General features: G+C 71.2%; 26 protein-coding genes. 10 read left to right on the top strand and 16 right to left on the bottom strand.

Annotated features, from left to right (window positions below; all coding sequences use genetic code 11):
* Positions 1-422 precede the first annotated feature (422 nt).
* Genes F8A92_RS14715 through dut form a run of 4 tightly spaced genes read right to left on the bottom strand, consistent with a single transcriptional unit; the run spans position 423 to position 2765 of the window.
* A complete protein-coding gene (locus F8A92_RS14715; protein WP_153505928.1) occupies positions 423-1259 on the bottom strand; it encodes a DUF3159 domain-containing protein in 837 nt (278 codons plus the stop codon).
* A complete protein-coding gene (locus F8A92_RS14710) occupies positions 1256-1630 on the bottom strand; it encodes an OB-fold nucleic acid binding domain-containing protein (protein WP_153505927.1) in 375 nt (124 codons plus the stop codon). The genes F8A92_RS14715 and F8A92_RS14710 overlap by 4 nt, the downstream gene beginning before the upstream one ends.
* Positions 1627-2298 (bottom strand): DUF3710 domain-containing protein, encoded by a 672-nt coding sequence (locus F8A92_RS14705; protein WP_153505926.1) that lies wholly within the window; start codon positions 2296-2298, stop codon positions 1627-1629. The genes F8A92_RS14710 and F8A92_RS14705 overlap by 4 nt, the downstream gene beginning before the upstream one ends.
* Positions 2299-2324: 26 nt before the next feature.
* The gene (dut, locus tag F8A92_RS14700) at positions 2325-2765 is read right to left on the bottom strand and encodes a dUTP diphosphatase (protein ID WP_153505925.1); all 441 of its coding nucleotides are present in this window, start codon (positions 2763-2765) and stop codon (positions 2325-2327) included.
* A gap of 23 nt (positions 2766-2788) precedes the next feature.
* On the opposite strand from dut, the gene F8A92_RS14695 reads away from it, so the two are divergent.
* Positions 2789-3280 (top strand): DUF3093 family protein, encoded by a 492-nt coding sequence (locus F8A92_RS14695; RefSeq protein WP_153505924.1) that lies wholly within the window; start codon positions 2789-2791, stop codon positions 3278-3280.
* A 2-nt stretch (positions 3281-3282) separates the two neighbouring features.
* Here the strand turns inward: F8A92_RS14695 and F8A92_RS14690 are convergent, their stop codons facing one another.
* Entirely contained in the window at positions 3283-3582 is a 300-nt protein-coding gene (locus F8A92_RS14690) for a DUF4193 domain-containing protein (RefSeq protein WP_153505923.1), read from the bottom strand.
* 238 nt (positions 3583-3820) lie between these two features.
* Between F8A92_RS14690 and F8A92_RS14685 the strand changes: the two genes are divergently transcribed.
* The gene (locus F8A92_RS14685) at positions 3821-4393 is read left to right on the top strand and encodes a LytR C-terminal domain-containing protein (protein ID WP_153505922.1); all 573 of its coding nucleotides are present in this window, start codon (positions 3821-3823) and stop codon (positions 4391-4393) included.
* 2 nt (positions 4394-4395) lie between these two features.
* Positions 4396-4980, top strand: a complete 585-nt coding sequence (locus F8A92_RS14680; RefSeq protein ID WP_153505921.1) for a hypothetical protein — start codon at positions 4396-4398, stop codon at positions 4978-4980.
* Positions 4981-4989: 9 nt separating this feature from the next.
* Here the strand turns inward: F8A92_RS14680 and F8A92_RS14675 are convergent, their stop codons facing one another.
* A complete protein-coding gene (locus F8A92_RS14675; protein WP_153505920.1) occupies positions 4990-5814 on the bottom strand; it encodes an inositol monophosphatase family protein in 825 nt (274 codons plus the stop codon).
* Positions 5815-5879: 65 nt separating this feature from the next.
* Here F8A92_RS14675 and ppgK point away from each other — a divergent pair, with 65 nt between their 5' ends.
* The 3 genes from ppgK (at position 5880) to F8A92_RS14660 (ending at position 8514) form a co-directional block, all read left to right on the top strand.
* Positions 5880-6644 (top strand): polyphosphate--glucose phosphotransferase, encoded by a 765-nt coding sequence (gene ppgK / locus F8A92_RS14670; protein WP_153505919.1) that lies wholly within the window; start codon positions 5880-5882, stop codon positions 6642-6644.
* Between the two features lie 138 nt (positions 6645-6782).
* Positions 6783-8111: an RNA polymerase sigma factor gene (locus F8A92_RS14665; RefSeq protein ID WP_153505918.1), complete on the top strand. Its 1329-nt coding sequence runs from the start codon at positions 6783-6785 to the stop codon at positions 8109-8111.
* A 214-nt stretch (positions 8112-8325) separates the two neighbouring features.
* Positions 8326-8514: a DUF7455 domain-containing protein gene (locus F8A92_RS14660; protein WP_153505917.1), complete on the top strand. Its 189-nt coding sequence runs from the start codon at positions 8326-8328 to the stop codon at positions 8512-8514.
* Between the two features lie 74 nt (positions 8515-8588).
* Here the strand turns inward: F8A92_RS14660 and F8A92_RS14655 are convergent, their stop codons facing one another.
* The 3 genes from F8A92_RS14655 to F8A92_RS14645 all read right to left on the bottom strand — a co-directional run bounded on the left by F8A92_RS14655 (position 8589) and on the right by F8A92_RS14645 (position 11070).
* Complete coding sequence (locus tag F8A92_RS14655) at positions 8589-10322, bottom strand: DEAD/DEAH box helicase (protein ID WP_153505916.1); 1734 nt, start codon at positions 10320-10322, stop codon at positions 8589-8591.
* Positions 10323-10445: 123 nt separating this feature from the next.
* Positions 10446-10682, bottom strand: a complete 237-nt coding sequence (locus tag F8A92_RS14650; protein ID WP_153505915.1) for a DUF3039 domain-containing protein — start codon at positions 10680-10682, stop codon at positions 10446-10448.
* Positions 10669-11070, bottom strand: coding sequence for a DUF3099 domain-containing protein (locus F8A92_RS14645; protein ID WP_228389474.1), 402 nt, complete (start codon positions 11068-11070; stop codon positions 10669-10671). The genes F8A92_RS14650 and F8A92_RS14645 overlap by 14 nt, the downstream gene beginning before the upstream one ends.
* A gap of 37 nt (positions 11071-11107) precedes the next feature.
* On the opposite strand from F8A92_RS14645, the gene F8A92_RS14640 reads away from it, so the two are divergent.
* Together F8A92_RS14640 and sigB are read left to right on the top strand one after the other, a co-directional pair.
* Positions 11108-12217 (top strand): methyltransferase, encoded by a 1110-nt coding sequence (locus F8A92_RS14640; protein WP_153505913.1) that lies wholly within the window; start codon positions 11108-11110, stop codon positions 12215-12217.
* Between the two features lie 120 nt (positions 12218-12337).
* Entirely contained in the window at positions 12338-13324 is a 987-nt protein-coding gene (sigB, locus tag F8A92_RS14635; protein WP_153505912.1) for an RNA polymerase sigma factor SigB, read from the top strand.
* A gap of 68 nt (positions 13325-13392) precedes the next feature.
* Here the strand turns inward: sigB and F8A92_RS14630 are convergent, their stop codons facing one another.
* Genes F8A92_RS14630 through F8A92_RS14620 form a run of 3 tightly spaced genes read right to left on the bottom strand, consistent with a single transcriptional unit; the run spans position 13393 to position 18041 of the window.
* Positions 13393-15897, bottom strand: a complete 2505-nt coding sequence (locus tag F8A92_RS14630; RefSeq protein ID WP_153505911.1) for a bifunctional acetate--CoA ligase family protein/GNAT family N-acetyltransferase — start codon at positions 15895-15897, stop codon at positions 13393-13395.
* Between the two features lie 46 nt (positions 15898-15943).
* Positions 15944-17155, bottom strand: a complete 1212-nt coding sequence (locus F8A92_RS14625) for an acetoin utilization protein AcuC (protein WP_153505910.1) — start codon at positions 17153-17155, stop codon at positions 15944-15946.
* A 10-nt stretch (positions 17156-17165) separates the two neighbouring features.
* The gene (locus F8A92_RS14620; protein ID WP_153505909.1) at positions 17166-18041 is read right to left on the bottom strand and encodes a sulfurtransferase; all 876 of its coding nucleotides are present in this window, start codon (positions 18039-18041) and stop codon (positions 17166-17168) included.
* Between the two features lie 64 nt (positions 18042-18105).
* Here F8A92_RS14620 and F8A92_RS14615 point away from each other — a divergent pair, with 64 nt between their 5' ends.
* Entirely contained in the window at positions 18106-18777 is a 672-nt protein-coding gene (locus F8A92_RS14615; protein WP_153505908.1) for a metal-dependent transcriptional regulator, read from the top strand.
* Here the strand turns inward: F8A92_RS14615 and F8A92_RS14610 are convergent.
* On the bottom strand, positions 18774-19871 hold the full coding sequence (locus tag F8A92_RS14610; RefSeq protein ID WP_194291512.1) for a DUF4192 domain-containing protein: 1098 nt from the start codon (positions 19869-19871) through the stop codon (positions 18774-18776). The two genes, F8A92_RS14615 and F8A92_RS14610, sit on opposite strands and share 4 nt — an antisense overlap.
* 117 nt (positions 19872-19988) lie before the next feature.
* Between F8A92_RS14610 and F8A92_RS14605 the strand changes: the two genes are divergently transcribed.
* The gene (locus tag F8A92_RS14605) at positions 19989-20852 is read left to right on the top strand and encodes a spermidine synthase (protein WP_194291511.1); all 864 of its coding nucleotides are present in this window, start codon (positions 19989-19991) and stop codon (positions 20850-20852) included.
* A 109-nt stretch (positions 20853-20961) separates the two neighbouring features.
* Here the strand turns inward: F8A92_RS14605 and F8A92_RS14600 are convergent, their stop codons facing one another.
* From F8A92_RS14600 to F8A92_RS18650, 3 genes are all read right to left on the bottom strand, one after another.
* Positions 20962-23832, bottom strand: coding sequence for a vitamin B12-dependent ribonucleotide reductase (locus F8A92_RS14600; RefSeq protein WP_153505905.1), 2871 nt, complete (start codon positions 23830-23832; stop codon positions 20962-20964).
* A 74-nt stretch (positions 23833-23906) separates the two neighbouring features.
* Positions 23907-24377, bottom strand: a complete 471-nt coding sequence (nrdR, locus tag F8A92_RS14595) for a transcriptional regulator NrdR (RefSeq protein ID WP_407643699.1) — start codon at positions 24375-24377, stop codon at positions 23907-23909.
* Positions 24378-24627: 250 nt separating this feature from the next.
* Positions 24628-24953: LysM peptidoglycan-binding domain-containing protein (locus F8A92_RS18650; RefSeq protein ID WP_194291510.1), on the bottom strand; the 326-nt coding region annotated here is incomplete at its 5' end.

The following is a 24953-nucleotide window of genomic DNA, read 5'->3' as shown; positions in this document are numbered from 1 at the left end:
CGTCGAGGGCGAGCTGCTGCACCGCCAGCCACGCGCCGCGCACCACCGCCACCGGCGAGGCCACGTCGGCTCCCGGGTCCGTCACGGGTGGGCTGCTGATCATGCCCCTGAATCTACGGACCGGCACCGACAAGATTTCCCCGACAGAACCCCGCCACATCAGGGATCTGTGCACAACCCGGCCACCTGTGGACGACCACCGCGCGCACCGGCGACATTGTCGGCTCCCGGCGTCTCGACATCGCTCGCCCCAGGGGGCTCGCTCGCTCGACGACCAAGCAGGGGGTGGCTCGACGACCAAGAAGGTGGGCCCGCTCGAGGTGCCGGCATGTGCAGCGTCTGGGGTGCGGAACCCGGCACCTTGGCCCAGGCCGCCACGTCGCTCGCCCCGTGGGGGCTCGGTCGAGGATGCGGAGGGGTGGCTAGCGGCCGAATCGGCCGGGCAGCCGGATCCGACGCTCCTGGCCCGTGGCCTTGCTCGCGATCAGATAAGTCACCAGGAGCATCACGAAGGTGAGCGGGTAACCGAGCGCGATCCGCATTGCGCCCAGCGCCGTGGTGCTGTCGGCGAGGTAGAACACCCCTTCGAGCACGAAGCGCAGGGCGAAGCCACCGGCCCAGATCGCGGTGAGCCAGTTGAAGACACGCAGCAGCCGGGGATCGTCCCGCCACCGCTCGACCGGGCTGAAGAAGCTCCATGCGTACCCGATCAACGGCCTGCGCAGCACCAGCGAGCCCAGCAGCACCAGAGCGAAAGCGCCCGAGCGCAGGATGCCGAATGCGAAGAAGTCCCGGGACTCGCCGGTCTGGCGGGCGATGAAGATGCAGAGCGCGAGCGCGAACAGTCCGGACACCGCCTGCTGGATCTTCTCCTTGCGCAGCACGCGCAGCAGGAAGACCGCCGCGCCGGCTACGCCGCCCGCCCAGATCGCCGGCGTCAGGCCGCCGATCGCGTTGGCGACGATGAAGCACAGTGACGGGAGCCCCGCGTCGAGGAATCCGCGCCAGCCACCCAGCGAGTCGAGCACCAGGTCCCGCATCGGGGGCTCGGCGGCGGGCGGCTGCGGGCGATCGGCTGCGTCCGCGGCGGGCCGCTGCGCCCGATCGGCTGCGTCCGCGGCGGGCGGCTGCGGGCGATCGGCTATACCGGCGGGCCGCTGCGCGTGACCGGCTGCCTCGGCAGGCTGCGGGCGATCGGCGGCGTCCGCAGCGGGCAGTTGTGCGCGATCGGGTACGCCGGTGGGGGCGGGGTCCGTCATGGGTGCTGCAGCTCGTACCACGGGTTGAAGATGGCTCGTTCGCCGTTGCGCTGGGCCACCCGGCCGTGCACCTTGAGGGCGCGCCCCGGCTCGATCCCGGGGATGCGCCGCTGGCCGAGCCACACCAGCCGGACCGACCCGCTGCCGTCGAACAGCTCTGCGGTCAGCGCGGGCGCCTTCTCGCTCGGCGTGTAGACCACCGAGCGCAGCCGTCCGGCGACTGTCACCATCTCTCCGGGATCGGCCTTTGAGCACGCGCAGGCGCCCTGCTTCTCGGTGCTGTCGGCGAGGTCCTCCGCGTCGAGGTCGTCCGCGTCGGTGGTGATGCGGTGCACGAGCCGCGACCAGACGCCGCCGTCCGTCTTGCTCATGAGGGTTCTCCTTGCTCGGCCTGGCCGCGGGCAGCCGCGGCCGCTTCCTGCACCTGCTCGACGAGTGCCTGCGGCAGGCGCAAGGCGATCGGCTCGCGGACCGGCTTGGGATCGTTGCCGCGATCGACGACGGCCGTCCGGAAGACGTCCAGGAACGGCTGGCACTGCGCCTCGTCGTGCGCGACCGGGCCCGCGATGAGCGCTCGCAAGAACCAGCGTGGGCCGTCGACGCCGATGAACCGGGCCTGCTGGTCGCCCTCGGGGGTCTTCAGCGTGGCCACGAGCGTGGGACCGAACTCCCCCGTCGTCTCCTCGACCGAGCCGCCGGAGCGGTCGATCTCGGCGACGATGTCGTCGCGAATGGTCTCCCACGCACCACCTGAGCGGGGCGCCGCGAACACGCCGAGCTGCATGATGCTGCCGTCGCGCAGCAACGAGATGCCGCTCAGCTCACCGGCCTGGGACATCTCGAGGCGGACCTCGAAGCCGGCCGCCACGTCGATCTTCAGTGCGCCGAAGTCGAGGTACTCGTCGAGATCGTCCGGAGCGTCACGGACGTCGAAAGGTCCCGACGTGGTGACCTCGTCGTCGGCCTCGTTGCCCTCGACCGTCGGGGGCACGCCACGCTCGCGCAGCGTGCGGTCGATCTTGTTGCGCCGTCCGAACATCTCGGGGCTGCTTCCTCTCGTCTGGGTCAGCGACCGGTCGAGCCGTGGCCGCCGGTGTGGCGGTCGGTGCGACCGAGCGCGGGCACGACCGTGAACCGCACCCGCTCGACCTGCTGCACGAGCAGCTGTGCGGCGCGATCGCCCGCTTCCAAGGTTACGGCGTACACGGGGTCGAGGTTGATCAGGTTGAGCATGATCTCGCCGCGATAGCCGGAGTCGATCACGCCCGGGGCGTTGACCAGCGACAGCCCGTGCCGGTGGGCCAGCCCGGACCGCGGGTGCACGAGTCCGACGTAGCCGGCGGGAATGGCCACCGACACCCCGGTGCCGACCAGCGCGCGCTCGCCGGGCGCGAGGGTGACGGCCTCGCGAACGCACAGGTCGGCCCCCGCGTCGCCGCCGTGCGCGTAGCGCGGCGGAGCTGCCACCGCGGGGTCGAGCACGGTCGGCACGTCGAGGTCGGTCACGCCTGGCAGGCTACCCTCAGGCAATGTCTTCCGCAGCACCGCAGTCGCCGGATCCGGGCTATTCGGAGCGGCTGCACGTACCCGTCGGATGGTGGATCGGCGTGCTCGGGATGCTGCTCGTCCTGGGCCTCGAGGTGGTGCCGCTGGTCCCCGCTCCGGCGTGGTTGACCATCACCGTCCCGGTCCTGCTCGGCGCCCTGCTTCTGGGGTCGGCCAGCCTCAACCGGGTCCAGGTCGGCGACGGCACGGTGCGGGCCGGCAAGTGGTCGATGGACTGTGCCCAGGTCGCGACCGTCGAGGAGCTCGACGCGCGCAACACCCGCCGCTTCGCAGGCCGGTTCGGCGATCCGGCGGCAGTCGCGTTGATCCGGCCGTGGGTGTCGAAGTCCGTGCGGATCATCTGCGTCACCGACGACCCGCCGTACGCGCTGATCAGCTCCCGCCGCCCTGAACGGCTCTCGGCCGCCGTCGTCGCGTGTGCGACGGCAGCGGCCGAGGGTGAGTCGTCGGGCTGAGGTCAGGCCGCGCAGTCGCGGCAGATCAGCTGGCCCTTCTTCTGGGATGCCAGCCGGGAACGGTGCTGCACGAGGAAGCAGCTGCTGCAGGTGAACTCGTCGGACTGCTTGGGCACCACCGTGACCGTCAGCTCCTCGGACGACAGATCGGCGCCCGGCAGCTCGACCGGCTCCAGGTCGGCGTCGTCGACGTCGATGGACGACGACTGGTTCTCTGCACGACGGGCCTTGAGCTCCTCGAGGGAGTCCTCCCCCATCTCGTCGGCCTCGTTGCGGCGCGGCGCATCATAATCGGTTGCCATGGTTGGGGCGTCTCTCCTGGTGTCGTGGGCGCAAGACCCGTGGAACCCGGGATCTCGCTCATTACTGCGTGGTAGCGGCGGCGTTCAGCGGCTGCATCGCTGACCGCGCGAGGGTACATCAACAATTCACCCTTCGCTACTCTTCCCGCCCGGCGCGTGTCTGCACGAGGTTGCGACCGCCGGCAGGCAGAATGAGAATCCACCCCGCACACCCGCGACCCCGTAGTCAGGAGCCCTCGTGAGCCAGTCCAAGGCACCCCGTCGACCGGGTGGACGCAGGCCGGTGCCGCCGCTGATCTTCTTGCTTATCCTGGCGATCCTGGCGCTGGCGGTGTGGTGGAAGGTCATTCGCAAGGACGAGGCCCGGTCGATCGCGGCCAGCGCGACGTGCACCTTGAGCGCCAGCCAGGATCAGATCGCGCAGCTGACGAACATGGGCAACATCAAGGTGCACGTGCTCAACGGATCGGCACAGAAGGGGCTGGCCGCGTCCATCCAGACCGAGCTCGCCGGCCGCGGGTTCACGGTGCTGGACATCGGCAACGCCGGCGGTGGCGGCCAGCCCGGCGCCGGAAAGATCGAGTACGGCAAGGGCAGCGAGTTCCAGGCGGCCGTCCTGCAGGCGCACCTCACCGGCTTCGAGGTCGATCGGTCGAACCAGATCACCGACGGCAGCCTCACCGTGATCGCGGGCCAGGAGTTCGCGGGGCTCGCCGATGCAAACCAGGCCGGGACGACCGTGAAGGGCCTGGTCGACAAGCAGGCCAGGATCGTGGCCGGATGCCCCAGCGAGGCACCCAAGTCGTCCTAGCGATGCCCGGCCCCGCCTCGTTCCGTCCGAGCGCGCACGGCTGCCGGTTCGCAAACGCGCAGACCGAGCGCACGCCGATCGTGCTCGGGCCGGTGCCGGTGGCGCGGATCACCGGAGGCCTGTGCGGCGGGATGGTGCTGGAGGCGCTGCGGACCTGGGAGCGCGGCATGCCCCGTCCCGGCACCGATCGCCACAGCATGGCGCGCGTCTTCGCGGCCCAGCTGCGCAGCTTCCAGATCCCGTCGGCGCCGCTGCGGTACCTCCTGCTGCAGCAGCCGTGGGCAGGAGCGCGGCGGCTGCGGACGACCGAGCGCGGCCGCCGAGAGATCGCGGCCGCGGTCGCGGTCGGTCGACCCACCCCCGTGGCGCTGGTGTGCGCGCTGGCCATGAGCCCGCTCGCGCTCACCCGCCACCATGTGGTGCTGGCGTACGACGTGATCGCCGACGACGCCGACCGGACCACCCTGGCGATCTACGACCCGAATCACCCGGATGCCGACGACGTCCGGCTGACGCTGTCCCCCGCCGGGCATCGCCACTCGCGCGGGAGGACGATGCACGCCGCGTTCGCGCTCCGGGCCCGCTGAGCGGTGCCGCTACCTCGGAACGCCCCAGGAGGGCTCGATCAGCGACCGCAGCGTGTCGCCGAGCTCGGCGGCGATCGACGGCGCCGCCGCCACGACGAGGCCCTCGTCGTGCTCTGGAAGCTGTACCGCTGCGCCGGCCTCGCGGCAGATGACGGCGCCCGCGGCCCAGTCCCAGATGTGCGTTCCCCACTCGTAGTACCCGTCGACCCGGCCGGCGGCGACATTGCACAGGTCCAGCGACGCGGATCCGAGCCGGCGCAGGTCCCGCACCCGCGGCAGCAGGGCCGCGGCCACCGTGCCCTGCGCGGCTCGCCGCTCCGGCAGATAACCGAATCCGGTGGCCACCAGGGAGACACCGAGGTTCTCGGGGGCGGCCGCGTGCAGGGGACGCTCGTCGCAGAAGGCGCCCCGCCCCCGGCAGGCGTGGAACTGCTCGCCGGTGGTCGGCTGCGTGACGACGCCGATCTCGAGGGTCCCGGCCACCTCGACGGCGATGGACACCGCGTAGCCGGCCAGCCCGTAGAGGTAGTTCACCGTCCCGTCGATCGGGTCGATGATCCAGCGGACGCCGCTGGTGCCCTCCTGCTCGTCGTTCTCCTCGCCGTGCACGCCGTCCTCGGGGCGCAGCTCGGCGAGACGTTCGCGCAGCAGCTGCTCGCAGGCGCGGTCCATGGCGGTGACCACATCGGTCGGATGGGACTTCGTGTCGATGTCGAGGATCGCGCGCGCGCGCCCCTCCTCGATGAGCGACGCCGCCTCGAAACCGAGCCGCCTGGCCAGCGCGTAGAGCTGATCGATGTCGACGGTCGTCACTGCACGGTCCGGGCTGGTCATGCTCCCTATCCTAGGGTGGACCCAACACGCCGCACGCGCGGTCCGTACCGCTTGAGGAGGAGCCAATGGCAACGGAGAAGGCTGCAGCGCAGGGATTCGGCATCGACATCGGCGGTTCCGGGATCAAGGGCGCGCTGGTCGACCTGGACACCGGCGAGCTGCTCAGCGACCGGTTCCGGATCGATACCCCGAAGCAGTCGACCCCGGAGAACGTGGCGGACGTGGTCGCCCAGGTGGTCGAGCGAGGCGGCTACCAGGGGGAGGTGGGCATCACCTTTCCGAGCGTGGTGCAGAACGGGATTGCCCGGACGGCGGCCAACATCGACAAGTCCTGGATCGGCACCGACATCCGCGGCGTGATGAGCGAGCGGCTCGGCATGCCGGTCGAGGTGCTCAACGACGCGGACGCGGCGGGTATCGCCGAGCTGCGGTACGGCTCCGGCAAGGACGTCGCGGGCACGGTCCTGATGCTCACCTTCGGCACCGGCATCGGCTCGGCGCTGTTCATCGACGGCATCCTGGTCCCCAACACCGAGCTGGGCCACATCGAGGTCGACGGCAAGGACGGCGAGAAGCGCGCGTCGGGTGCGGTGAAGGACGACAAGAAGCTCAGCTACGAGGAGTGGGCCGGCCGGGTCAGCCACTACCTGCAGGTGCTCGAGAAGGGCCTGTGGCCCGACCTGATCATCGTCGGCGGTGGGATCAGCAAGAAGGCAGAGAAATGGGTCCCGCTGCTGGAGAACCGGACGCCCATCAAGGTCGCGAAGCTGCTGAACAACGCCGGGATCGCCGGTGCCGCGCTCGCCGCGCGAGACGGCCAAGGCCGATAGCCACAGCCACCTCTCGACGTGGGCGCGGTTACAATGGAGCGCGCCGTCGTGCGTACGGCCCGATCCACCCCAGGCGCCCCCCATCCGCGTGCTTGCCCGCGCCGGGAGCCTGTCGTTCATCCCTCCGAAAGGAATCGCGTGCATCGAACCTCTGCTGGCTCGGAGGAGTCTGGCGCCACCGCCGCCACACCCCGGGCTCAGGTCGTCGCCGCAGCGACCAAGAAGGCGGCCGCCACGGCGTCCGCCACGGTCGCGAAGAAGGCTCCCGCCAAGAAGGCGCCGGTGAAGAAGGCGCCGGCCAAGCAGGCTGCGGAGCCGGCCAAGAAGGCTCCCGCCAAGAAGAGCCCGGCGAAGAAGGCGACCGGCACCCGCAAGGTCGCCGCCGAGGCCGCCGCGCCCGAGGAGGCCACGGCCGACGTCGCCGCCACCGAGGAGGGCGTCGAGGTCGTCGCGATCGAGGCGGATGCGGCCGAGGAGGAGGCCGAGGAGGAAGAGGCGGAGGAGTCCGAGGCGCTCAAGCAGGCCCGCAAGGACGCCGAGCTCACCGCCTCCGCGGACTCGGTGCGCGCCTACCTCAAGCAGATCGGCAAGGTCGCGCTGCTGAACGCCGAGGAGGAGGTCGACCTCGCCAAGCGCATCGAGGCGGGCCTCTACGCGGTCGAGCGGATGCGGATCATCGAGGACGAGAAGCAGAAGATCACGACGCAGATGCGCCGCGACCTGAACTGGATCGTGCGGGACGGCGAGCGGGCGAAGAACCACCTCCTCGAGGCGAACCTGCGCCTCGTGGTGTCGCTGGCCAAGCGCTACACCGGTCGCGGGATGGCGTTCCTGGACCTCATCCAGGAGGGCAATCTCGGCCTGATCCGTGCGGTGGAGAAGTTCGACTACACCAAGGGCTACAAGTTCTCGACGTACGCCACCTGGTGGATCCGGCAGGCGATCACCCGCGCGATGGCCGACCAGGCCCGCACGATCCGCATCCCCGTGCACATGGTCGAGGTCATCAACAAGCTCGGCCGCATCCAGCGTGAGCTGCTGCAGGACCTCGGCCGGGAGCCGACGCCCGAAGAGCTCGCCAAGGAAATGGACATCACGCCGGAGAAGGTGCTGGAGATCCAGCAGTACGCGCGAGAGCCGATCTCGCTCGACCAGACGATCGGCGACGAGGGCGACAGCCAGCTCGGCGACTTCATCGAGGACTCCGAGGCCGTGGTGGCGGTCGACGCCGTGTCGTTCACGCTGCTGCAGGACCAGCTCCAGTCGGTGCTGCAGACGCTCTCGGAGCGGGAGGCCGGCGTCGTGCGGCTGCGCTTCGGGCTCACCGACGGCCAGCCGCGCACCCTCGACGAGATCGGGCAGGTGTACGGCGTGACCCGCGAGCGGATCCGCCAGATCGAGTCCAAGACGATGAGCAAGCTGCGCCACCCGTCACGCTCGCAGGTCCTGCGCGACTACCTCGACTAGCGTTCGCGCCCGCGACCGGCTGCGCCGGCGTCCGCCCACAGCGAACCCGTCGGAACCGCGGGAATCTTCGGTGCGCCCTAGGGGTTGTTCTCCACAGGCGAACCAAGTTTCGTCCAGCAGGTCCCACGCAATCGCGGTTCGCCGCATAGAGTGGGCGCCAACGCGCTGGGTGGCACATCACCCGGCGCGCCGACGCAAGAAAGCGAGCGATGCAATGAACGCCACATACACCGACGTCACCGACGGCCAGATCGAACTCAAGGCTACCGATCGTTGCGATCGCTGCGGCGCCCGCGCGACCAGCCGTGCCACCCTCTCCAACGGACTCGAGCTGCTGTTCTGCGGTCACCACGCCCGCGAGTACGGCGCTGCGCTGAAGGAGAAGGACATCGTCCTGAGCTAGGCGGCGACGCCGGCTCGACACGAACGGGCGGTGCTCCCCTCGCGGGGAGCACCGCCCGTTCGCGCGTTCCGGCGCTAGTCGCGATTGGCGCGCAGGTAGTCGATCCGGGACTGCAACTGATCGGCGGTCGCCAGCGGGGTCGGTGGCCCGCCGCACACCCGGCGCAGCTCGGCGTGGATCATCGCATGCTTCTTGCCGGTGCGCGCGAAGCGGAGGGACACCAGCGACGTGAGCTCCTTGCGCAGCGCGGCCAGCACGTCGTGGTGCGAGCGCTCCGCCGGCGCCGCGTCGGCGTCGTCGGCCCGGCTACGACGAGTGACCTGCTTCTCCTGGCGCTGGCGCAGCAGCAGCGACACCTGGTCGGGCTCGAGCAGCCCGGGGATGCCGAGGAACTCCTGCTCGTCCCCGAGGTCGGCCTGCGAGCCCCAGGCGTTCCCGTCGAAGATGACGTCCTGGAAGTCGGCGCTCGCGCCGAGCCGCTCGTACGCGACCTCACGCTCCTCCTCGTCGTCCTTGCCGCGGACCGGCGCCTCCATCTCGGCGAGCTCGTCCCATTCGTCAGCGTGCTTCGGCGCACCGAGGATGTGGTCGCGGGTGGCTTCCATGTCCTGCGCCAGGGCGCGGAGCTTCGGGATCGACGGCAGGAACACGGTGGCCGACTCGCCGGTGGCGCGGGCGCGGATCACGCGGCCCACCGCCTGCGCGAAGAACATCGGGGTGCTGGTGTTGGTCGCGTAGACGAGCACCCCGAGGCGCGGGATGTCGACGCCCTCGCTGACCATCCGGACCGCCACGATCCACTCGTCCTTCGAGCGGCTGAACCGGGCGATCTCCGCCGACGACCCCCGGTCGTCGGAGAGCACCACCGAGGGGCGTACGCCGGTGAGATGCTCCAGCAGCTCGGCGTAGGCGCGCGCGTCCTGCTGGTCGCTGGCGATCACCAGGCCACCGGCGTCGGGCACGCCCCCGTCGCGGAGCTGGCCCAGTCGGCTGTGCGCGGCCGTCAGCACGGCCGGGATCCAGTCGCCCTCGGGGTCCAGCGCGGTCTTCCACGCCCGCTGCGTGTGCTCCTTCAGCGCGACGTCGCCGAGGCGCATGGTGACCTCGTCGCCGGCGCGGGTGCGCCACCGCGCCTCGCCGGAGTACGACATGAACAGCACCGGCCGCACGACCCGGTCGGCCAGCGCCTCGCCGTAGCCGTAGGAGAAGTCGGCGACCGAGCGCTTCAGGCCGCCGGCGATCGTCTCGTACTCCACGAACGGGATCGGGTTGTCGTCGGACCGGAACGGCGTGCCGGTGAGCATGAGCCGGCGGGCCGCGGGGCCGAAGGCCTTGCGGATCGCGTCACCCCACGACTTCGCGTCGCCGGCGTGGTGGATCTCGTCGAGGATGACGAGCGTGTCGCGCGCCATCGTGCGGGTGGCGAACGCTCCCGGGGCGCCCGCCACGCCGGCGTACGTCGCGGCCACCCCGTCGTAGTCGCTCGAGGTGCGGCCCGCGCTGCCGCTGAACTTGGGGTCGATGCGGATCCCGACGCGGTCGGCCGCGTGCGCCCACTGCGTCTTGAGGTGGTCGGTGGGCGCGACGATCACCACCTGCGAGACGACGCCCGCGCTGATCAGCTCACGCGCCACCCGCAGCGCGAACGTGGTCTTCCCCGCTCCGGGCGTCGCGACGACCATGAAGTCGTCCGAGCGCGCCATCAGGTAGCGGTTGAGCGCCTTGCGCTGCCACGGCCGCAGGGGCGGGCTCGCGGCGCCGGTCCGAAGCGCGGACGCGCTCACCCGGTTGCCGTGCGCTGACGCCATCGTTCCCTTTCAGCCCCAGGCCGCCTCGTGCGGCCACGGTGATCCATTGTCCTGCACGCCACCGGGACGCACCACCTCATCGGCGCGTGTCCGGCGAGGGCGGCTGTGAAGTATCTCCTGCGGCTAGTCCTTGCCCTTGGGCAGGTTGGCGTAGATCTCCTTGCATTCCTTGCACACCGGGGATCCGGGCTTCGGAGTCTTCGTGACGGGGAACGTCTCGCCGCAGAGCGCGACGACCATGTTGCCCATGACGGCGCTCTCGGCGATCTGGTTCTTGCGGACGTAATGGAAGACCTCGTCGTCCTTCGACGTGTCGGCGTCCTTGAGCTCCGGGCGCTCGAGAAGGTCACTGCTGCTCATGGTCTCCTCTTTCCTTCGGGCGCAGGGTCGCGCCGTTCTCGTCGATGATCACCTGGTCGGCGCTGATCACCCGTCGGTCGGGCGTCGTGCCGTCCCCCGCCGTCAGCGCCCGTTCGGCGCCCCGGCCCGGAGTCACCCTCCGCGCCCGACGCGAGTTCTTCGGCGGACGGTCGTTGGCCATCACCACCGCGATCCAGGGTAGTACCGCGCTGAGCACGCCGACGACGATCGCCAGCACCATGCTGTGCCGCGCGATGAGCGCGGCGGCGATCAGCAGGACCACGCGCAGGCTCATGGTCAGCGCGTACCTGCGCTGGCGGGCCCTGTGCTCATCCTCACGGCTGATGGCGGCACCTGTGACCAGGTGCGGCCGATTGCGTTTGTGCATGCGACTCCCCTGGCTCACCTGACTACTGTAGGCCACCATGGAGAGCCCGCAGATCCTCGACGTACCCGAGCCCGGCGGGCGGGCCGTCCGCGCCGATCTCGGTCGCCGGCTGGGGGCGTACCTGTCCGCCGCGACCACCGATCCGCAGCTGATGCTGCCGCTGTGGACGGCGTTCTCCCGAGGAGAGGCGGTCGCGGTCGACCGGCTCGCCGCGGCCACCTCGGCGGGCTGGGTGGACGATGCGCTGTCGAGCGGGCTGCTGGTCGCGGTGGACGTCGCAGACGGCGCACCCTGGGCCCGTGCCGTGCTGTGCGTCGTCCCGGTGGCGCTCGCCGGGGAGCTCGTGTGGGTCGCCAGCGACTTCCCCTGGTACGCCGACGAGCCGATGGCTGTCGACGGGCCCGGCGCGGCGACCGGCACCCTCCGCGCGCTGGTGCCGCACCGCACCTACGGCCGCATCCTCGACCTCGGCAGCGGCTCCGGGGCGCTCGGGGCGTCGCTCGCGGCCCCCGGTGCGGCGTTCGACGCCGTCGACCTCAACCCGCGCGCCGTCGCGCTGACGGAACTCACGGCCGCGCTCAACGGCGGCACCGCGCACGCGACGGTCGGCGACCTCGCTCAATCCGTCGGCGTCGGCCGCTACGACCTGGTCGTGTGCAACCCGCCGTTCGTGCTGGGCCGACCGCGCGAGCGGACCATGTTCCGCGACGCCGAGGACGAGCACGCCTACGCCGGGCTGGCCCACGACATCGCGCCGCTGCTGGCCGAGAGCGGGATCGGCTGCTACCTGACGAACTGGGTCTACGGTCCGGAGCTGCCCGACCCGCTGGACGAGCTGGCCGGCGACCTCGGCGAGGTGGTCTCCTGCGACGTGCTCGTCCTGGAGCGCGCCGTCGTCACCGTGCCGGAGTACGTGCGGCTGTGGACCGACGACGAGGACCTCGCCGCCGGGTGGGCCGCGGGGCTCGCGGCGCGCGGCGTGACCCACGTCGGCACGGGGGCCGTCGTCGTCAGCCGGACCGCCGACCCGGACGGCCCGGGGCCGGTGGCGCTCGCCCGCCCGTACGACACGCCGCTGGAGGAGCTGGCCGCGCTCGTGGAGGACTGGATCGCGGACCCGCAGGCCGCCCGCGGCGCGCCGTTGTGAGGCTCACGTGATGTCACGGTTTCCGCCGGAACAAATCGGGTAGCAGAACGTTTCACTAGGTACCACCGCGTCCTGGCGGATCGTCCCCCGCCCGCGGTAGCGCGATCGGAAGGTGCTGAATTGTCTGTTACAACGCCCGATAACCCGACCACCGAGCTCACCGAGAAGGACCTCGACCAGTCTCACGAGACGCTCGCATCGACCGACCTGGTGCGGGTCTACCTGACCTCGATCGGCAAGGTGAAGCTGCTCAACGCCGAGCAGGAGGTCGACCTGGCCCGCCGCATCGAGGCCGGCCTGTACGCCGAGCAGCTGCTCGCCGACCCGCGCCGCCGGTTCGGCGACAAGAAGCGCCGCGCGCTGCGCGCCGTCGCCGTCGACGGCCAGGCCGCGAAGTCGCACCTGCTCGAGGCCAACCTGCGCCTCGTCGTCTCCGTCGCCAAGCGCTACACCGGCCACGGCCTGTCGTTCCTCGACCTCATCCAGGAGGGCAACCTCGGTCTCGTCCGCGCCGTGGAGAAGTTCGACTACGCCAAGGGCTTCAAGTTCTCGACGTACGCGACGTGGTGGATCCGGCAGGCGATCTCCCGCGCGATGGCCGACTCCGGCCGCTCGATCCGGCTGCCGGTGCACCTGGCCGAGCAGGTCAACCGGGTGGTGCGCACCCGCCGCCGGATGCACCAGGAGCTCGGCCAGGAGCCGACGATCGAGGCCCTCGCCGAGGAGCTCGACCTGACGCCGGAGAAGGTCACCCAGCTGCTGGAGCACAGCCGCGACGTGATGAGCCTCGACCAGACCGTCGGCACCGACGAAGACGCGGCCCTCGGTGACTTCATCGAGGACACCGACTCCCCCGCCGCCGAGGAGGTCGTCAGCTTCGACATGATGCGCCACGACGTCCGCAAGGTCGTCGAGGGACTCGACGAGCGCGAGCGGGCCCTGGTCGCCCGCCGCTTCGGCCTGGACGGGCAGAAGCCGTACACCCTGGAGCAGATCGGCAAGGAGTTCGGTATGTCGCGCGAGCGCGTGCGGCAGATCGAGCGCCAGACGATGGCGAAGCTGCGCACCCCGGAGCGGTCGGCCGGCCTGCGCGACTACCTGGTCTAGCCCACTCGGGCACGCCTGACGACGGTCGACTCCCCTCGAGGGGGTCGGCCGTCGTCGTGCGTGCGGCGCTAGATCGCCGGGGCGAGCCGCCGTGGCCCGACGCTGACCGGCGGACCGACCCGGATGCTCGCGCGGGTGACCAGCACGCCGCTCGACGAGGCCACCACGGGGTCCAGGGTCATGCTGCGGATCTCCGGGTTGTGCTCGGAGACCGCGGCCACCCGCGCGATCAGGTCGTGCAGGGCGGCCAGGCTGACCGGCTTGTTCCCGCGGTAGCCGGTCAGCAGCGGGAAGGCCCGCGGACCGGCGATCAGCTCGTCGATGTCGGTTCCGGACAGCGGCATCGCCCGGTAGGCCACGTCCCCGAACAGCTCGATCGCCAGCCCCGACACCCCGAAGCTGATCAGCGCCCCGAACGAGGGATCGTCGGCGAGCCCGATCATGACCGGGATCCCCAGCGGATCGGCCTGGTCCTCGCTCATGTGGATGCCGTACGCGGCGAGCAGGTCGCGGGTCTCGTCGTCGGTCATCTGGCGGCCGGCAGGCTCCTTCTCCAGCACGCGGTAGATCACGCCGGCCGCGGCCTTGTGGTCGATCCCCTCCGGATCGACGAACTCGCCGAGCGGCTTCTGGCGCCAGCGGTAGTACGCCGCGGCGCGGGCCAGCGCCAGCACGCCCCGCTCGGGCGTCTCGTACGCCGGCACCGAGTCGCGCTCGACCTCGCCGGTGGGTCCCACGGTCTGCAGGCCCTGCGGAATGCCGCTCATCCCCTGGAAGGTCGTCACGATCGGCTTGGTGCTGTCCCGGCTGACCCGCGCCAATGCCTCGGCGTAGGGCGCCGAGTCGGTGACGACCGGCGGCACGAACACGGCCACGAGAGCGTCGACGTCCTCGGCGGCGGCGGCCGTCCGCAACGCGCTCTCGAACTTCTCCACGCTGCCTTCCGGGCCGATGTCCACCGGGTAGCCGTCGGTGATCTCCAGCCCGTTCGACAGGCACGCGTCCTTGACCAGCACGCCGAGCGCCGACGAGTTGCCGACGACCGCGACCCGGTTGCCCTGCGGCAGCGGCTGGTGGGCCAGCAGCATCGCCAGGTCGAAGCTCTGCATGAGGGTCTCGACCCGGATGACGCCGGAGGACTCGAACAGCGCCTGGACGATGTCGTCGGCCACCGCCACGGTGCCCTGCAGGCCCGCCTTCACGCCGGAGTGCCGCCCGGACTTGACCGCGATGATCGGCTTCTTGCGGCCGATCTCGCGGGTCAGCCGCGCGAACTTGCGCGGGTTGCCGAACGTCTCGAGGTGCAGCAGGATCACCTCGGTGCGCTCGTCCGTGGACCAGTACTGCAGCAGGTCGTTGCCGGAGACGTCGGCGCGGTTGCCGGCGGAGACGAAGGTCGACATGCCGAGCCCGCGGCGCGCCGCGTCGGCGAGGATGGCGACGCCGAGGGCGCCGGACTGGCAGAAGAACCCCACCCGGCCCGGCGGCGGCACGAACGGCGAGATGGTCGCGTTCAGGTGCACGTCCTTGCGGGTGTTCACCACGCCCAGGCAGTTGGGGCCGACGACCCGCATCCCGTAGGTGCGGGCGGTCTCGACGAGCTTCTGCTGCTCGGTGCGGCCGTGCTCGTCACGCTCACCGAAGCCGCCGGAGATCACCACGAGGCCGCGCACCTTCTTGCGGCCGCACTCCTCCACCACGCCCTTGACCTGGCTGGCCGGGACCGCCAGCAGGGCGAGGTCGATGTCGTTGGGGATGTCCAGGACGGACCGGTAGGCCGGGACGCCGGCGACGTGCGGCGAGGTCGGGTTGACCGGGTAGATCGGCCCGTCGAGACCGTAGTCCAGCACGTTGCGCATCACGCTGTAGCCGAGCTTCGTGCGGTCGTTGCTGGCGCCGATGACGGCGACGGAGCGAGCGGTCAGCAGCCGCTCGAGCGAACGCGCCTCCGACCGCTGCTCGCGCGAGTACACGACCGCCTGGGTGGTCTCCGTCGGCTCGATCGGGAACTCCAGCCGGACGACGCCCTCCTCGTAGGACCGCGTCGGGGAGTAGCCCGCGTCGATGAAGGTGCGCACCATGCGGCCGTTCTCGGCGAGCACCTCGGCGGCGAACCGCTTGATGAGGTTCTCCCGCGCCGCCGCGGCGAGGTGCTCGAGCAGCATGGGGCCGAGGCCGCGACCCTGGTGCGCGTCCTCGACGAGGAACGCGACCTCGGCGGTGTCCGTGTCGGGATACCGGTCGTACCGCCCGACCGCGATCAGGTCGTCGCCGACGGTCACGATCAACGCCACGCGGTTGCGGTAGTCGACCTCGGTGAATCGCTTGAGGTCGCGGTCGGGGATCCGCGGGTAAGGCCCGAAGAACCGAAGGTAGCGCGTCCGGTCGGAGGTGCGGGCGTGCATCGCCACGAGCGCGTCGGCGTCCGCGGGCGTGATCGGCCGGACGTGCACCGTGCCACCGTCCGAGGCGATGACGTCGGCCTCCCAGTGCCGCGGGTAGTGGTACTCCTCGGCGAGGTCGCGGCCCCGCAGAGCGTTCGGCTGGTCGCGGGTCTGGTGATCGGTCGTCATCGTCGCCTCGTGATCGGTAGGTACGCGGTCGTGGACAGCGGTGGGCCTAGTCGCGCGGGTCGCGCGGGTCGAGGCCCACGAGGGGGTAGCAGGCGTGCCGGGTCGCGAAGATCGCCCGGTCGAGGGGATTGTCGTCCGCCCCGCCGGTCCATGGGTCGAAGTCGACCGGAGCGCCCTCCCCCATCAGCAGCGGCGGGGTGGCGAACCCGCTGCGCGGGTCCATGAAGTCCGGCAGCTTGGTGGCCGCGAGCTCGTCGCGCCACTGCTGCGGGATCGGGGTGGTCGTGGGGATCGGCGCGCCGGCCGCCTCGGCGATCAGGTGCGTCCAGGCGCGCGGCACCGCGCGGACCAGCCCGTAGCCGCCGCCACCGGTGGACACCCACTTCCCGCCGCACAGCTCGTGCGCGAGCTCGTGCAACCGCGCGTAGATGGCCGCCTGCCCGTCGATGGTCAAGGACAGGTCCGCCAGCGGGTCCTCGTGGTGGGTGTCGCAGCCGCACTGGGTGATCAGGATCTCCGGGCGGAACTGGCGCAGGATGTTGGGGACGGTCGCCTCGAACGCGGTGCGCCACTGGCGGTCGCTCGACCCGGGCGGGAGCGCCAGGTTCACCGACGTCCCCGTCGCGTCGTCGCGGCCCACCTCGCTGGCGAACCCGGTGTGCGGCCACAGCGAGAGCGGTGACTGGTGGATGCTGACGGTCATCACCCGCGGGTCGTCGTAGAACGCCGCCTGCACGCCGTCGCCGTGATGGACGTCGACATCGACGTAGGCGACGCGCTGCGCGCCGTGGTCGAGCAGCCACGAGATCGCCACCGACAGGTCGTTGAAGATGCAGAAGCCCGCCGCGCTGCCGGGCATCGCGTGATGCATGCCGCCGCCGATGTTGACCGCGTGCTGCTTGGCGCCCTCCCAGACGAGCTCGGCGGCGAGGCGGGTGCCGCCGGCGATCATCGCCGCGGATTCGTACATCCCCCAGAAGATCGGGTTGTCGTCGGTGCCCAGGCCGTGCCCGATGCCCCACGGCTGGATGGGCGCCTCCCGTACCGCGCTGAGGTATCTCGGCGAGTGCACCCGAAGCAGCTGCTCCTCGGTGGCCGCCGTGGGCGCGTGCAGGCTCACGTTGGGGGCCTTCAGGACGCCCAAGGACTCGGCGAGCTTCATCGTCAGGTCCACGCGTACCGGGTGCATCGGATGGTCGCCACCGTGGTCGTACTTCAGGTACTCGTCCGTCCAGATGACGGCAACCGAATCGCTCATGGTCGCGACGCTACCCTCCGGCGCCGGTCGCGATCTCACGGCTCGGGTCGGTGATCCAGTCGCTCCAGGACCCGGGGTACAGGACGGCGTCGACGCCGGCGAGCCGCAGCCCGGCGATCACGTGGGTCGCGGTCACCCCGGAGCCGCAGTAGACCACCGCGGGCGACGCCTGCTCCGGGTCACCCACATGGGCGGCGAACCGCTCGCGGATCTCCTCGGGGGTGAGGTACCGGTCGTCGCAGCCGACCAGCGCGGTCGTGGGCAGGTTGCGCGCACCGGGGATGTGACCGGCCACCAGGTCGATGGGCTCGACCTCGCCCCGGTACCGCTCCGGGGCCCGGGCGTCGATCAGCAGCCCGCCGGAGCGCACGTGCGCGTGTACTTCGTCGGCGTCCAGCGCCGGGAGGTCGCCGGGGCGCACCGTCACGTCGCCCGGGGCCACGGGGTCGGCCGGTCCGGTCGCGGTCCGCTGCCCCTCCGCGACCCACGAGGCGAGGCCGCCGTCGAGGATCCGCACGTCGGCGATGCCGGCCCAGCGCAGCACCCACCACGCGCGGGCGGCGCTCAGGCCCTGGCCGCCGTCGTACACCACGACCGAGGAGCCCTCGCGCACTCCCCGGCTGCGCAGGTCGTCCTGCAACTGGTCGGGATCCGGCAGCGGATGCCGGCCCCCGGGGCCGCCGGCGGGTCCGGCCAGCATGGTGTCCAGGTCGGTGTACTGCGCTCCGGGGATGTGCTCGCGCCGGAAGGCGGCGGGCCCGAACTCCGGGTTCTGCAGGGCCCATTGGGTGTCGAGGACGACAGGGGGGTCGGCCGCTCGCCGCTCGCGGACCAGCTCGTCGACGGAGATCAAGGGCGTGCGGCCAGCGCTGCTGTGGCTCGTCATTCCCTCAGGGTACGACGCATCGAAGAGGGAGCGGATACGATGGCGCCGACCGGGAGGAGCGGTAGTGAACGAGCTGATCGACACAACCGAGATGTACCTGCGCACCATCTTCGAGCTCGAGGAAGAGGGTGCCGTTCCCATGCGGGCACGGATCGTCGACCGGCTGCACCAGAGCGGACCGACCGTCAGCCAGACCGTGGCGCGGATGCAGCGCGACGGCCTGGTCAAGGTCCTCGACGACCGGCAGCTCGTGCTCACCCCCGAAGGCCGCCGTCAGGCGGTGCAGGTGATGCGCAAGCACCGGCTGGCCGAGCTGCTGCTGGTCGAGGTGCTCGGCCTGGAGTGGGAGAAGGTGCACGCGGAGGCCTGCCGGTGGGAGCACGTGATCTCCACCGATGTCGAGAAGCGGATCGTCGAGCTCGTCGGTGATCCGGCCTACAGCCCCTACGGCAACCCGATACCCGGCCTGGCAGACCTGGAGGCCGGGGCCGACTCCCCGGACGCGCCGCCGGTGGTCCCGCTCGATCGCGCGCTCGGCGAGGACCGCCAGTCGATCGTGATCTCCCGCATCACCGAGGGCGTGCAGGCCGACGGGCACTCCCTCGACGAGCTGTCGGCCGCCGGCGTCCGCCCCGGCGCCGTCGTCGAGGTCGAGCGCACCGGCGACCAGCTCTGGCTCAACGGCGCCGAGTTCCCGGCGAAGCTCGCCGAGCACCTGTTCATCGACGCGCCCTAGTACGGCGCGGGCCACTCCTCGCCGTCCGCGCCCGGCTCCTCGTCGAACGTCGACGCCAGCACGTCCCGCAGGTCGCGCGGGTGCAGGCCGCCCTGCAGGCTGCAGCTGAGCATGCCAGCCAGCGAGTAGCCCGGATCGCGGGCGAGCGCGGCGTCGAGGGCGCACTGCGCCAGCGCGCCGTCCCCGAGCAGGTAGGCCACGATGGCGGTGATGGTCGCCGCCGCCGGCACGTGCGCGGTCGGCGCCAGCTGCACCACCCGCTGCCACAACTCGACCCGCCACCAGGCCCGCTCCTGCGCGATCAGCGTGATGAGGATGTCGCGCGCCGTGACGTCGGCCAGCGCGCGAGCGCACAGCGCGATCTCGTGGGCGTCCGGCGGCGACGGGGTTCCACCGGCCGCTGCCGTCTCGGCGTGCCGCTCCAGCACCGCGGTCACCATCGCGATCAGGTCGATGCGAGACAGCGGCAGGCGCTCGAGACCGGCCAGCTGCTCGCGGACCGCGCGCCGGGCCGAGCCGCGCAGCGGACGCAGCTGCTCGCGCAGCTCGGCGCGGCTGCGCAGCAGCACCCGTCCCGCGACGGCGTGCGCGACGGCGATCGCGGGCACCGGCCCGCTCGGCCGGCGCGGCATGCCGGGACGGGCGGGCCAGACGAACCCGGTCTCCAGCCCGTGGCGGCTCAACGCCCGGTGCAGGACGGGCGCGAGGTCGTGCACCGTCTCGTAGCAGCGCAGCGCGGACAGGATCGCCTGCTCGCGCGCGTCCGGGTCGGGCTCGTCGAGCTCGTAGTCGTCGCAGTACGCCACCAGCACCCGGTGCGGGGGCGTGCGCAGCAGCACGGGCGCGACCTGCTCGACGATGGCCTCGGCGTCGCGCACCGATTGCGGCGCATCGACGCGGATGGTGACCGAGACGGTATTGTCGAACGCCAGACCGATGAGCACGAGCGACCGCTCGGGGTAGAACCCGAGCAGGTAAGGGATCGAGGCCCGCAGCTCGCCGACCTCCTTGATGGAGATCGTTCCGGCGCCGGGCTCCGGCTCGGGCGGCTCACCGCGGACGATGCGTGGTTCGAAGGGTTCTGAGGCAGTCATGGCGCCACCGTGCCGCGGGTACCCTGGCGGGGGAAGCGTGCTCGGGACGCGCGTGGAAAACTCCCGTGGCTGTGGACAATCGCGTCCCCGGCCGTCAGAGCTGTCGGTAGGGGTGCAGTGGTCAGCAGTCGCAAGGATCGTCCGCTGACCTGGCTGCCCGCGGATCGCGCCCGCGCCCTGCGGTTCGTGCCCGCGGAGCCGGTGCCCGGGGACTTCACCACCGACCATGCGCAGGTCCAGGTGGCGATGGACGCCGACCGCGCCCACGGCTGGCTCGTGCTCCTGGACGACGTCCTCGCGTCGTACGTCGCTCTCGACGACCCCAGACACCTGGAGTTCGAGTACACCCGGTGGATCGCCGATCTGATCGACGGCCTGCCGCCGGGCCCGATCGACGCGTTGCACCTCGGCGGCGCGGCCTGCTCGCTGCCGGTGTACGTCGAGACCACCCGGCCGGGGTCGCGGCAGGTCGTCGTCGACTTCGACGCCGCGCTGCTGGACCTCATGCGCAGCCAGTTCGGGATCCGCTCGTCCCGGCGCTTCTCGTTGCGCGCCATGGACGCGCTCGAGGCGCTGCGGGCCGCACCGGACGGCTCGATGGACGTGATCGTGCGGGACACCTTCAGCGGGGACCGGACGCCGGAGCACCTGCGCGGCCGAGAGCTGGCCGACGAGGTGGCGCGGGTGCTGCGCCCGGGCGGGGTGTACCTCGCCAACATCGGCGACCGGCCGGGCTTGGCGATGACCCGCGAGCTGCTCGCACACTCCCGCCAGGCGCTCGGGCTGCACGCCAGCGACGCGCACAACGGACGGATGGCGATCATCTGCGATCCCGCGGTGCTGCGCGGCCGGCGGTACGGCAACGTCGTCGCGGCACTGAGCCGCACTGACCTGCCGCTGGAGGGCTGGCTGGACGCCGCGCGCCGCGCGGCGTTCCCCGCCCGCGTGACGCACGGCGAGCGGCTCTGGGCCTACCTGTAGGCCGGCGGTAGGAAGGCCGGCCGGTCACCGGAATGCGAAAGCGGGCTTCGTCGGCCAGAGCGGGGAAACTTCCCCGCTTCGGCCTCCGAAGCCCGCTTTCGTTCGGTGGCTAGCTGCAGCCGGAGGTGCTTCCGCAGCCCTCGCACACGTAGCACGAGCCGGCCGGGCGCATCTTCGTCCCGCAGGACATGCACAGCGGTGCGTCGGCGCCCTTGCCCTGCAGCAGCACGTCCATCAGCTCGGCCGAGGAGTGCACCGCGTCGGGCGCCTGCTGGGTCGCCGGGCCGGTGGGCCGCTTGGCGTCGACCGCGACCGACGTCGACAGCGACTCGATCTGCGAGGCCTCGTCGTCGGTGGCGGTCTGCACCACCGGAGACGCGTAGTCGGCCTCGACCTGCGCGGCGCGCTCGGCCGCCGAGAAGATGCCCAGCTCCTCGCGCTTCTCCGTCGGCAGGTAGTCCAGCGCCAGCCGGCGGAAGACGTAGTCCACCACGGAGGCGGCGATGCGGATGTCCGGGTCGTCGGTCATGCCGGCCGGCTCGAAGCGCATGTTGGTGAACTTGCGCACGAACGTCTCCAGCGGGACGCCGTACTGCAGCGCGATCGAGACGGCGACCGAGAACGCGTCCATGATCCCGGACAGCGTCGAGCCCTGCTTGCCGAGGTTGAGGAACACCTCGCCGAGCTCGTTGTCGTCCGGGTAGGAGCCCGCCGTCAGGTAGCCCTCGGCGCCGGCGACGCTGAAGGACGTCGTGACGCTGGGGCGCTGCTTGGGCATCCGGCGGCGGATCGGACGCTGCTCCTGCGCGACCGGCGCCGGCTCGTCGGCCGTGGACTCCCCCGACTTCTTGGTCGACAGCGGCTGCCCGACCTTGCAGTTGTCGCGGTAGATCGCCAGCGCCTTCAGCCCGAGCTTCCAGCCCTGGTAGTAGATGTCCTCGATCTCCTCCACGGTCGCCGACTCGGGCATGTTGACGGTCTTGGAGATCGCGCCGGAGATGAACGGCTGGGTCGCGGCCATCATCCGCACGTGCCCCATCGGGGCGATCGCGCGCTCACCGACGGCGCAGTCGAAGACCTCGTAGTGCTCGGTCTTCAGCCCCGGGGCGTCGACGACGTGGCCGTGCTCGGCGACGTACTCGACGATCGCCTCGATCTGCTCCTCCTGGTAGCCCAGGGTGCGCAGCGCCATCGGGACGGTCTGGTTGACGATCTGCATGGACCCGCCACCGACCAGCTTCTTGAACTTCAGCAGCGAGAAGTCCGGCTCGATGCCGGTCGTGTCGCAGTCCATCATGAAGCCGATGGTGCCGGTGGGCGCGATGACCGACGCCTGGGCGTTGCGCCAGCCGTTCTCCTTGCCGATCTCCAGGCAGCTCTGCCACTGCTTCTCCGCCTCGCGCAGCACGGCCGCGTCGTTGCCGTGCATCGGGCGCGCGGCGTCGTTGGCGGCCGCGTGCTTGCGCATCACGCGAGCGTGCGCCTCGGCGTTGCGGGCGAAGCCGTCGTAGGCGCCGACCACGCCGGCCAGCTCCGCCGAGCGGCGGTAGGCGGTGCCGGTCATCAGCGAGGTGATCGCGGCGGCCAGCGCACGGCCGCCGTCGCTGTCGTAGCCGAGGCCGCCGGCCATCAGCAGCGCGCCGAGGTTGGCGTAGCCGATGCCGAGCTGGCGGTACGCGCGGGTGGTGACGCCGATCGGCTCGGTCGGGAAGTCGGCGAAGCAGATCGAGATGTCCATCGCCGTGATGATCAGCTCGACGGCCTTGACGAACGTCTTCGCGTCGAAGGTGCCGTCCTGCTGGCGGAACTTCATCAGGTTCAGCGATGCCAGGTTGCACGAGGAGTTGTCCAGCGACATGTACTCCGAGCACGGGTTGGACGCCGTGATCCGGCCGGACTCAGGGTTGGTGTGCCAGTCGTTGATCGTGGTGTCGTACTGGATGCCGGGGTCGGCGCACGACCAGGCGGCCTCGCTCATCTTGCGGAACAGCGACTTGGCGTCGACGGTCTCGATGACCTCACCGGTCTGCCGAGCGGTGAGCCCGAACTCGGTGCCCTGCTCGTAGGCCTTCATGAACTCGTCGTTGACGCGCACCGAGTTGTTCGCGTTCTGGTACTGCACGGACACGATGTCCTTGCCGCCGAGGTCCATGTCGAAGCCGGCGTCGCGCAGCGCGCGGATCTTGCGCTCCTCGTTCATCTTGGTCTCGATGAACTCCTCGATGTCCGGGTGGTCGACGTCGAGCACGACCATCTTGGCCGCCCGCCGCGTCGCGCCGCCGGACTTGATGGTGCCGGCGCTCGCGTCGGCGCCGCGCATGAACGACACCGGGCCGGAGGCCTCGCCGCCGGAGGACAGCAGCTCCTTGCTGGAGCGGATCCGCGAGAGGTTCAGGCCGGCGCCCGACCCGCCCTTGAAGATCAGCCCCTCCTCGCGATACCAGTTCAGGATGGAGTCCATGGTGTCGTCGACCGAGAGGATGAAGCACGCCGAGACCTGCTGGGGAGCGGCGGTGCCGACGTTGAACCAGACCGGCGAGTTGAACGAGAAGACCTGGTGCAGCAGCATCCAGGTGAGCTCGTCACCGAAGATGGCGGCGTCCGCGGGGCTGGCGAAGTAGCCGTGCAGCTCGCCGGCCTCGCGGTAGGTGGTGACCACGCGGTCGATGAGCTGGCGCAGGCTGCTCTCGCGGCTCTCGCTGCCGACCGCCCCGCGGAAGTACTTGGTCGTCACGATGTTGGTCGCGTTGAGGCTCCAGAACTCCGGGAACTCCACGCCGCGCTGCTCGAAGTTGATCGAGCCGTCGCGCCAGTTCGTCATGACGACGTCCCGGCGCTGCCAGGTCACCTCGTCGTAGGGGTGCACGCCGGCGGTCGTGTAGACCCGCTCGACCCGCAGGCCGTTCTTGGGATAGCTGGGCGTGGTCGGCTGGGCGGCCGCCGCTTCCGTGCTGCGGTGCGGCTGGGCGGTCTCGGTCATCTGCGCTGGTCCTCTCGAGCGAACTGGGGATCGGGTCGACGGGTGTCGTGGAACGGAAGCTGGGGTGGTGGCGGTCAGCGGCCGGGCGGGGCGACGGTGCCGGGCGCGCCTTCGCGGCCGACGGCGGTGCTGTCGGACTGCTGGCTGCGCAGCGCGGCGATCTCGCGCTCGAAGTCGGCGACCGACTCGAAGGATCGGTACACGCTCGCGAACCGCAGGTAGGCGACCTGGTCCAGCTCACGCAGCGGTCCCAGGATCGCCAGGCCGACCTCATGGCTGGGCACCTCCGCAGCGCCGCTGGAGCGCACGGTCTCCTCGACCTGCTGGGCCAGCAGCGCCAGGGCGTCCTCGCTGACCGGCCGGCCCTGGCAGGCGCGACGGACGCCACGCACGACCTTGTCGCGGCTGAACGGCTCGCTGACGCCGCTGCGCTTGGTCACCGCGAGCACCGTCTCCTCGACGGTCGTGAAGCGGCGCGCGCACTCCTGGCAGGCGCGACGGCGGCGGATGGACTGGCCGTCGTCGACCTCGCGGGAGTCGACCACGCGAGAGTCCGCGCAGCGGCAGTACGGGCATCGCACGGCGGCGGTCCTCCCTCGCGTCGGTGGGCTGTGGACGAGGCTGGGTACAACCCGCCCCGGCCTGTGGAAGACCGGGACAAAGCGGTGCACAACCTGTGGATGAATTACATCCGTGTAACCACTAGATGTTGTGGTCAACACTAACCCCAGACACTACGACCGGCAAGCGAAACGCCAAGAAACTTCGCGATCGGCATCCGGCGGAGCGGCGGCGCTACGAGCCGGGGACGACGACGACCTCGCCCGCCTGGAGCGGGGCCTGGGCGGGAAGGTCGTTGGCGATCCGGATCGCGGCCGCGACCTCGGTGACATCACGGCCGAAGGCCGCGCGGGAGGCGACCTGCTCGAGGGTCTCCCCCGAGCGGACCACCACCTGCGTCGCCGCGACCGACGGCCCGGTGTCGGCCTGCGCCAGGGTGAGCGCGGAGGTGCCGGCGATCGAGCCGACGACGACCCCGAGCAGCGCGGTGTAGCCGCGGCGGGTCAGCCGCGGCCGGCGGCCGGTGGCGAGCGACCGCGGGGCGGCCTCGGCCACGGGAC

The sequence above is a fragment of the Cumulibacter manganitolerans genome (assembly GCF_009602465.1).
In the GTDB taxonomy this organism is placed as follows: Bacteria; Actinomycetota; Actinomycetes; order Mycobacteriales; family Antricoccaceae; genus Cumulibacter; species Cumulibacter manganitolerans.
This window is presented reverse-complemented; position numbering and strand designations above follow the sequence as displayed.

Excerpts from the sequence above, each read along its gene's own strand:
- F8A92_RS14715 (WP_153505928.1), bottom strand. The coding sequence starts at position 1,259 with ATGACGGACCCCGCCCCCACCGGCGTACCCGATCGCGCACAACTGCCC.
- F8A92_RS14710 (WP_153505927.1), bottom strand. The coding sequence starts at position 1,630 with ATGAGCAAGACGGACGGCGGCGTCTGGTCGCGGCTCGTGCACCGCATC.
- F8A92_RS14705 (WP_153505926.1), bottom strand. The coding sequence starts at position 2,298 with ATGTTCGGACGGCGCAACAAGATCGACCGCACGCTGCGCGAGCGTGGC.
- F8A92_RS14695 (WP_153505924.1), top strand. The coding sequence starts at position 2,789 with ATGTCTTCCGCAGCACCGCAGTCGCCGGATCCGGGCTATTCGGAGCGG.
- F8A92_RS14690 (WP_153505923.1), bottom strand. The coding sequence starts at position 3,582 with ATGGCAACCGATTATGATGCGCCGCGCCGCAACGAGGCCGACGAGATG.
- F8A92_RS14680 (WP_153505921.1), top strand. The coding sequence starts at position 4,396 with ATGCCCGGCCCCGCCTCGTTCCGTCCGAGCGCGCACGGCTGCCGGTTC.
- F8A92_RS14675 (WP_153505920.1), bottom strand. The coding sequence starts at position 5,814 with ATGACCAGCCCGGACCGTGCAGTGACGACCGTCGACATCGATCAGCTC.
- ppgK (WP_153505919.1), top strand. The coding sequence starts at position 5,880 with ATGGCAACGGAGAAGGCTGCAGCGCAGGGATTCGGCATCGACATCGGC.
- F8A92_RS14660 (WP_153505917.1), top strand. The coding sequence starts at position 8,326 with ATGAACGCCACATACACCGACGTCACCGACGGCCAGATCGAACTCAAG.
- F8A92_RS14655 (WP_153505916.1), bottom strand. The coding sequence starts at position 10,322 with ATGGCGTCAGCGCACGGCAACCGGGTGAGCGCGTCCGCGCTTCGGACC.
- F8A92_RS14650 (WP_153505915.1), bottom strand. The coding sequence starts at position 10,682 with ATGAGCAGCAGTGACCTTCTCGAGCGCCCGGAGCTCAAGGACGCCGAC.
- F8A92_RS14645 (WP_228389474.1), bottom strand. The coding sequence starts at position 11,070 with ATGCACAAACGCAATCGGCCGCACCTGGTCACAGGTGCCGCCATCAGC.
- F8A92_RS14640 (WP_153505913.1), top strand. The coding sequence starts at position 11,108 with ATGGAGAGCCCGCAGATCCTCGACGTACCCGAGCCCGGCGGGCGGGCC.
- F8A92_RS14630 (WP_153505911.1), bottom strand. The coding sequence starts at position 15,897 with ATGACGACCGATCACCAGACCCGCGACCAGCCGAACGCTCTGCGGGGC.
- F8A92_RS14625 (WP_153505910.1), bottom strand. The coding sequence starts at position 17,155 with ATGAGCGATTCGGTTGCCGTCATCTGGACGGACGAGTACCTGAAGTAC.
- F8A92_RS14620 (WP_153505909.1), bottom strand. The coding sequence starts at position 18,041 with ATGACGAGCCACAGCAGCGCTGGCCGCACGCCCTTGATCTCCGTCGAC.
- F8A92_RS14610 (WP_194291512.1), bottom strand. The coding sequence starts at position 19,871 with ATGACTGCCTCAGAACCCTTCGAACCACGCATCGTCCGCGGTGAGCCG.
- F8A92_RS14600 (WP_153505905.1), bottom strand. The coding sequence starts at position 23,832 with ATGACCGAGACCGCCCAGCCGCACCGCAGCACGGAAGCGGCGGCCGCC.